Source organism: Pseudomonas sp. RW407, from assembly GCF_003176655.1.
Classification (GTDB): Bacteria; Pseudomonadota; Gammaproteobacteria; order Pseudomonadales; family Pseudomonadaceae; genus Pseudomonas; species Pseudomonas delhiensis.
The window spans coordinates 513752-519173 of record NZ_QGSL01000029.1; the positions used below are offsets into that span (position 1 = coordinate 513752).

Below are 5422 nucleotides of genomic sequence, written 5' to 3' on the forward strand. Positions count from 1 at the left end.
GCGACCGGGGCCAGGCTGGCGTGGCTGTTCACCGCCGGCCTCCGATGGTTTTCATGCCCTCAGGGCGCCGGATACTGGTCACGGAAGTCTCCCTTGACCTTGCAGGCGTTCTTCGCGTCGGTGGCAGCGATGGTCTGCCAGGCCGAGCCGTCCCAGTAGGTCACGGTGCCGCCCTGGAGGATGCCCGGCTGCGGGCCGGTTTCGCCCTTGTGGCGCGACTCGACCACCGACTTCCAGGTCGAGACGATGGCCGCCACGTCGACGGGGTCGTCGATCAGGAGCGGCCGGTTCAGTTCGTTGATGCGCTTGGTCAGGTCGCTGCGCACCGCCGCGCCCTGCAGTGGTGCCGACTTGCGGTAGCCGAGGATCACCGCGTTGGGGAACAGGCTGGTGAAGACCGCCACCGCCTCCTTGCAGAGCGTCGCGCAGCTGGTGCTGATCATCAGCTTGACGTTGGCGAAGCCGCCGGCCTTCTGGACGTAGCGCAGGTCGAAGCCCTGCGTCTCGTCGCCGTTGGCGAACAGGCCGGGGGCCTTGTACTGGGCGTACTGGTGGCCGCGGAAGTAGACGATGTCGGTGCGCCCCAGGTCGCCCAGGTCGGCGGTGGCGGTCTTCTTGGCCCGCGACTTGTGGGTGGCGCCCTCGGCGGACAGTTCGAAGGTGTCGGAGGCCAGCGATTCGCTGGCGCCGAGCTTGCCCAGGTGCGTCTTGATGTCCGGGGCGAAGCCCGGGTAGAAGCCGACGTAGCCGCCGAAGGCGGTGCCGGCGGCCTTCCAGGCTTCGTCCGCCTTGTCGGCGGCCAGCGCGCTGGCCAGGGCGCTCTTGACCTCGGCCTGCTGGGCGGCGCTGGCGCAGCGGCGGATCGGCTTGAGCGCGCGGATCAGCTGCAGCAGGTCGCCCTTGGCAGCCAGCTTGGCCTGGGCCTCGACCGCCTTGCGCGCCTTGTCGAAGTCGAACTTGGCGCACAGCGGGTCGGGGGCGGCGGCCTTGGGCTTGTCGGCCGGCTTGCGGCGCAGGCCGGGGCCCTGCTGCAGCACGTGGGTCAGTTCGTGGGCCAGCAGTTGCCGGCCTTCGGGGCTTTGCGGGTGGTACTGGCCGGCGGCGAACACCAGGTCGTGGCCGACGGTATAGGCGCGGGCCTGGACTGCCTGGGCAGAGGCATCTGCCTTGGTATCGGCGTGCACCCGCACCCGGGCGAAGTCGTGGCCGAAGCGCGGTTCGAAGAAGCCCCGGGCCTCGGCGGCCAGGGGCTGGCCCGGTTCGCGCAGCACGTCGTGGACGATGCCGGGCGCCTGGCCGGCGCCGGGGCCTGCGGTTACGGGCTTGCGCGCCAGCGCGCCGCTGGCGGGCGTGACCTTCGCCGGCGGCTCGGCGGCCATGACCTGTTCGGCGACGCGGTCGGCCTCGCGCTCCAGTGGCTCGTCCTGGGCGCCGACCCACAGCTTGGGCTGCAGGGCCGCCTGTTCCTCGCGTTTGCATTCCTCGCACTGGCCCTGGGGAGCGGAGTCGCCGCCGCAGGCGCACTTGCGCTGCAGCAGCCAGTCGGCCCCGCTGGCGGGCGAGGGCTCGCGGGTGCCGTGGGTGGCGATCATGGCTGCGGCCCTCCCTCCTTCGCACCGCGCGGCGCCTGCGGCCAGAGCCCCTGGGGCCCGTGCACCAGGCTCGCGGCCACGGCCTGGCCGAGCCCCTGGGCGCCGGCATCGGCGGCGAGCCGCAGCTTGTCCGGGCGGCGTGCGCGCCGCGGTTGCTCCTGCCAGGGCGGCAGGCCGCTGGCGCCGAGCAGGCGCTGGACCTCCTGGCGCAAGGCCGCCGCCAGCGCGTCGGCGTCCGCCGGGTCGATGCCGCGCAGCAGCAGGCGGTCGATGTGCAGCACGATGCGCGTCATACCCAGCCCCTCGTCTCCGCGTCGGAGATCGCCTTGTCGCGCTTCGCCGCTTCCAGGTGCGCCGCCCGCAGCAGCTGCGCCATGCCCACCGCGGTGCCGGCCTCGGCGGCGAGGAAGGCCGCGGCCAGGGCGATGTTGCGGATGCTGCCGCCGGGCACCGCCAGGCGCGCCAGCCGGGCGTAGTCCAGCCCGGCCAGCGGCGTGGCGGCGGGGAACACGCCGCGCCACAGGGCCTCGCGCTGGGCCGCGTCGGGGAAGGGGAAGTGCACCACGAAGCGCAGCCGGCGGGCGAAGGCGCCGTCCAGCGCGGCCTTGTGGTTGGTGGTGAGGATCGCCAGGCCGCGGTAGGCCTCCATGCGTTGCAGCAGGTAGCTGACCTCGATGTTGGCGTAGCGGTCGTGGCTGTCCTTGACCTCGCTGCGCTTGCCGAACAGCGCGTCGGCCTCGTCGAACAGCAGGATGGCGCCCAGTTCCTCGGCGCTGTCGAAGACGCGGCGCAGGTTCTTCTCGGTCTCGCCGATGTACTTGCTGACCACCGCCGACAGGTCGATGCGGTACAGCGCCAGGTCCAGGGCGTTGGCCAGCACCTCGGCGGCCAGCGTCTTGCCGGTGCCGGAGTCGCCCCAGAACAGCGTGGCGATGCCCAGGCCGCGGCTGCCGCCGTCGGCGAAGCCCCAGTCGTGGTGCACGGTGAGGCGGTGGCGGGCGTGCACGGCGATCTGCCGGAGCGTCTGCAACTGGGCCTCGGGCAGCACCAGGTCATGCCACTGGGCGCGGGCCTCGATGGGCTGGGCCAGTTCGCTCATGGCCCGTGCGTCGCCGCGGCAGGCGGCGTGCAGGCGGGCCGGGGCCTGGTCGCTGGCGTCCAGCTGCGCGGCTATGTCGGCGATGCGCCGGGCGCCGAGACGGTACTGGCCGGCCAGGGCATCGAGGCTCGGGGCCAGGGCGCCGGCCCGCTCGCCCAGGGCTTCGCGCCACAGGCGGCGTTGTTCCGGCACGTCCGGGCGGTCGACGGCGAAGGCCTCGCCGTCCAGGCCGCAGGGCGCGCGGCTGGCCACCAGCAACAGGCCGTCCAGGCGCACGGCGAAGGTCGCCAATGGCCTGTCGTCGTCGCCGGCGCGGACCAGCAGGGCGCTGCCGAGCAGGGCCGCCTCGCGCTGCCAGAGGATGGCCAGGGCCGCCTGTTCGTGGGCCGCAGCGGGGATGTCGGCGGCGCGCAGCTGGAACAGCGTCACGCCCAGGCGCCGGGCGATTTCTGCGGCGACGTCCTGCTGGCCGAGAGCGTCGTCGCCGTGCAGGAGGATCGGTGGCAGGCGGCCGTGGCCGCGCTGCAGGCGCTCGATGGCCGCGGCGGCCACGGCCGTGTGGGCCCGGCTCATCAGCCCCGCGTCCGGCACTGCCTGCAGCAGCGGCTGCAGGCGCGGGTCGAGGTAGTTGAGGCCACCGAGGAAGTGCAGCACGCGCTCGTCGATGCGCAGGCGGCCGGCGGTCAGCCCGGCGTGCTCGTCGACTTCCAGCAGGCGCCAGCGGCGCAGCGGTTCCGGCGGCGCCAGGGCGCTCCAGTGCGCCGCCGGCAGCACTGCCAGGGCCAGGCCGAAGGTGGCCCAGGGCCGCGCCGGCTGGCCGCTGGCCTGGGCGCACAGTTGGGCCAGGCGGGCGTCCATCTCCACGCCGGCGGCGAGCAGCAGCAGGTCGCGCTCGAAGGCGCTCAGCGCGAACAGCCGCGCCAGGCTGTCGATGGCCGCCGGCTCGTCCATCGCCGCGCGCAGGGCGTCCAGCCGGGCCTGGGCCTCGTCCGCCTCGCCGTCGCCGAGCAGGGCGCGCAGGCGGGCGAATTCGGCCGCCAGCAGGCGCTGGTTGGCGGCGGTCCAGTCCGGGGCGGCGGGGGCGTTCATGTGAGGGTCAGCCGCTGGTCGAGGAAGCGCGGCGGCGCCTGGGCGTAGTCGACGATGGGGCTGTCGATGCCGTCGATGCGCAGGCGCACCAGGTGTTCGCCGGCCTCGGCGTTCTCGATCAGGAAGTCGAGGCTGGCGGTGGGCGCGGCGAAGGCCTGCGGCGCCACTTCGCGCTGGCCGAGCAGCAGGCTGGCGCGTTGGCCGGGGCGCAGCTCGGGGGTGAAGGCGATGTTCACCAGGACGTTGCCGTCGCCGTCGCGGGCCAGGTTCTGCGGCAGGTTGGTGATTTCCGGGGCCAGGGTGAAGGCCAGCCGGTTGCTTTCCCGCGGCAGGCTTTCGCCGGGGCGCACCAGGCGGGCGCAGGCGGCGTAGACGCCGACCGGGAAGTCGGCGGCGCGGGCCGTGGGGATCAGCAGCCCGAGGCTGTCGCCGAGGTTGGCGCCGCTGGCCGGCAGGACCTCGTCCAGCTCGAAGCGCGGGTTGCCCAGGCGCACCTCGCGGGCCGCGCCGTCCAGGTGGTGGCCGCGCAACTCGATGGCGTGGCCCAGGCGCGCCACCGGCTGGGCGTCGGCCGGCAGTATGGCTTCCAGGGTCGGCAGCGCCGGCGCAAGGCCGGGGGCGACCAGCACGCCGCGCTCGCGGCCGCTGTCCGCGTCGACCTGGCCGCGGCTGAGCACCGGCAGCGGCACGCGGGTAGGGCGCTCGGCCTCGATCAGCACCACCGACACCAGGTAGGCGGCGCTGGGGCGGAAGCTGGACTGGGTGGCGGCCCAGAGCTTGGCGCTTTCCTCGGTGTTCAGCGTTTGCGGGGTGATGCGCAGCTGCTCCACCTGGTCGGCCAGGCCGCACTCGGCGAGGCGTTGCAGCGCGGCGGGGAGGACCAGGCCGAGGTCCGGCGAGGGGCTGAGCGCGGTGCGGATCATCTCGCGGGTGAGCACCGGGAACTCATGCATCAGTTGCATGGCGTAGCCGAGCAGGATTTCGCCGTGCAGGTCGCCGCCGCTGTAGGCGGACAGCAGGTAGTGCAGGTCCAGCGCCAGGGGCGGGTTGCCCAGGCGCTGGCTGCCGTCGGCGCTGTGCCCGGGCAGGCCCTGGTTGCGCCAGGCGGCGTTGGGCGTGACCTGGTAGAGGAACAGGTTGAGCTGGCTGGCCTCGGTGCCGTCGGCCGGCACCACGCGGTCCGGCGGCAGCACGCTGACGGTCACGGTGGTGCCCAGGGTGCCGGCGACGTTGTGGTTGACCAGGCCGTCGTTGAGGCGGTCGCGCAGCACGGCGGTGACGCCGGCGATGGCCAGGGCGCTGCTCATCGCCGGTCTCCGTTGCGCCGCGCCAGGTAGTCGTCCAGCGACAGCGGCGGCGGGCCCTTGCGCGCCTCGCGGCGGGCGGGCGCGGTTTCCTGGATGGCGGTGACCTCGATGCGGCCGATGTGGATGTGCACCTCGTCGGGTTGCCGCGGCACCGGTTCGGCCTGGGGTGGCGCAACCCTGGGCTGGGGCGCGGTCGCTGGCGCCATGGGGGCGAGTAGTGGCGGCAGGCGCGGGGTGGTGGGCGAGGGCGGTGTGGCATCGGCCCTGGTCGGGGCTTCGTGGCGGGACACTGCCGGATGGCTTTCCGTGGGCGGTGCTGCCGTTTCCTGGACGGG

4 protein-coding genes and 1 pseudogene are annotated in these 5422 nt (G+C 74.1%); all 5 read right to left on the bottom strand.

The genetic code is table 11. The features are described 5' to 3' along the window. Positions 1-59 precede the first annotated feature (59 nt). The gene (locus DK254_RS34465; protein ID WP_218281391.1) at positions 60-1592 is read right to left on the bottom strand and encodes a DUF4157 domain-containing protein; all 1533 of its coding nucleotides are present in this window, start codon (positions 1590-1592) and stop codon (positions 60-62) included. Further along, a complete protein-coding gene (locus DK254_RS03265) occupies positions 1589-1885 on the bottom strand; it encodes a hypothetical protein (protein WP_109932180.1) in 297 nt (98 codons plus the stop codon). The genes DK254_RS34465 and DK254_RS03265 overlap by 4 nt, the downstream gene beginning before the upstream one ends. Then, entirely contained in the window at positions 1882-3780 is a 1899-nt protein-coding gene (locus DK254_RS03270; RefSeq protein WP_109932182.1) for an ATP-binding protein, read from the bottom strand. The genes DK254_RS03265 and DK254_RS03270 overlap by 4 nt, the downstream gene beginning before the upstream one ends. Beyond that, positions 3777-5087, bottom strand: a complete 1311-nt coding sequence (locus DK254_RS03275; protein ID WP_109932184.1) for a DUF4255 domain-containing protein — start codon at positions 5085-5087, stop codon at positions 3777-3779. Before DK254_RS03275 ends, DK254_RS03270 begins: the two co-directional genes overlap by 4 nt. Continuing rightward, a pseudogene (locus DK254_RS33735) lies at positions 5084-5422 on the bottom strand (hypothetical protein); the annotation flags it as partial. The gene DK254_RS03275 and the pseudogene DK254_RS33735, both read right to left, overlap by 4 nt.

Bases quoted from the DNA above. Each gene is read 5' to 3' on its own strand.
- DK254_RS03265 (WP_109932180.1), bottom strand. From the start codon at position 1,885: ATGACGCGCATCGTGCTGCACATCGACCGCCTGCTGCTGCGCGGCATC.
- DK254_RS03275 (WP_109932184.1), bottom strand. From the start codon at position 5,087: ATGAGCAGCGCCCTGGCCATCGCCGGCGTCACCGCCGTGCTGCGCGAC.
- DK254_RS34465 (WP_218281391.1), bottom strand. From the start codon at position 1,592: ATGATCGCCACCCACGGCACCCGCGAGCCCTCGCCCGCCAGCGGGGCC.
- DK254_RS03270 (WP_109932182.1), bottom strand. From the start codon at position 3,780: ATGAACGCCCCCGCCGCCCCGGACTGGACCGCCGCCAACCAGCGCCTG.